Source organism: uncultured Roseobacter sp. (assembly GCF_947496515.1).
In the GTDB taxonomy this organism is placed as follows: Bacteria; Pseudomonadota; Alphaproteobacteria; order Rhodobacterales; family Rhodobacteraceae; genus Roseobacter.
The window spans coordinates 1-1,656 of record NZ_CANMDB010000047.1; the positions used below are offsets into that span (position 1 = coordinate 1).

Sequence of the window (1,656 nt, forward strand, 5' to 3'; positions counted from 1 at the left end):
CATGGCAAAGGCAAAGTTTGAACGTACGAAACCGCATGTTAACATTGGCACGATTGGTCACGTTGACCACGGCAAGACGACGTTGACGGCGGCGATCACGAAGTATTTCGGCGACTTCCAGGCGTATGACCAGATCGACGGCGCGCCCGAGGAGAAGGCCCGCGGGATCACCATCTCGACCGCGCACGTGGAATACGAGACCGACGCGCGGCACTACGCCCACGTCGACTGCCCCGGCCACGCGGATTACGTCAAGAACATGATCACTGGTGCCGCTCAGATGGACGGTGCGATCCTCGTGGTGAACGCCGCCGACGGCCCGATGCCGCAAACGCGCGAGCACATTCTGCTGGGCCGCCAGGTGGGCATCCCGACGATGGTCGTTTTCATGAACAAGGTCGATCAGGTCGATGACGAGGAGCTTCTGGAGCTCGTCGAGATGGAAATTCGCGAATTGTTAAGCTCCTACGAGTATCCCGGTGATGATATTCCGGTGATCCCGGGCTCGGCGCTGGCGGCGATGAACGGCGAGAACCCCGAGATCGGGGAAGAGGCGATCAAGAAGCTGATGGCGGCCGTGGATGAATGGATCCCGACGCCGGAGCGGGCGATCGACCAGCCCTTCCTGATGCCGGTGGAGGACGTGTTCTCGATCTCCGGCCGCGGGACCGTTGTGACGGGCCGTGTGGAGCGTGGCGTGATCAACGTGGGCGACGAGATCGAGATCGTGGGCATCCGCGACACCAAGAAAACCACCTGCACGGGCGTGGAAATGTTCCGCAAGCTCTTGGACCGGGGTGAAGCGGGCGACAACATCGGCGCGCTGCTGCGCGGGATCGACCGTGAAGGCGTGGAGCGGGGCCAGGTGCTCTGCAAGCCCGGCTCTGTCACGCCGCACACCAAGTTCGAGGCCGAAGCCTACATCCTGACCAAGGAAGAGGGTGGCCGTCACACGCCGTTCTTCGCGAACTACCGCCCGCAGTTCTACTTCCGCACGACGGATGTGACCGGCACGGTTCAGCTGAACGAAGGCACGGAGATGGTGATGCCGGGCGACAACGTAAGCTTCGGCGTTGAGCTGATCGCGCCGATTGCCATGGAAAACGGTCTGCGCTTCGCGATCCGCGAGGGCGGCCGCACCGTCGGCGCCGGTGTCGTGTCGAAGATCACGGAGTAAGCGTAGCGCCCTCAAAGGGCGATGCGCGCAACCGACAGTGCAAAGGCCGCCCCCGGAGGGCGGCCTTTGTCACGAGAGGGAGATCCCGAGACGCGCTCAACAAGTCGTGTCGAAGGTCACGGAGTAGGTCGCTTTTGCCACTGGCAAAAGCGGCCCAGTGGGGCGCACCTGCGGCAGTCGTTGCGCAGCAACGATGAGAGCAGCGCGCCAGCACCCCGTACGAATGGATCGCGCCCGCCCGATCACACGCAACCGACAGTGCAAAGGCCGCCCCCGGGCGGCCTTTGTCACGAAAGGGAGATCCCGAGCCGCGCTTTAACAGGTGTGTCGAAGATCACGGAGTAAGCAGATCAGCCCCGCCGATGCGGGGCGGACCATCGGGCGGCAGGTGATGCCAAGGATCACCGAGAGCCCCCCGCCCCGCAGGGGACCGCGCGCAACCGACAGTGCAAAGGCCGCCACCGGGCGGCCTTTGTCAC

General features: G+C 63.9%; 1 protein-coding gene. It reads left to right on the top strand.

Going from position 1 to position 1,656, the window contains the following annotated elements; all coding sequences use genetic code 11:
- Position 1 precedes the first annotated feature (1 nt).
- Complete coding sequence (tuf, locus tag Q1A53_RS23300) at positions 2 to 1,177, top strand: elongation factor Tu (RefSeq protein ID WP_299971791.1); 1,176 nt, start codon at positions 2 to 4, stop codon at positions 1,175 to 1,177.
- Positions 1,178 to 1,656 lie beyond the last annotated feature (479 nt).

Bases quoted from the DNA above. Each gene is read 5' to 3' on its own strand.
- tuf (WP_299971791.1), top strand. From the start codon at position 2: ATGGCAAAGGCAAAGTTTGAACGTACGAAACCGCATGTTAACATTGGC.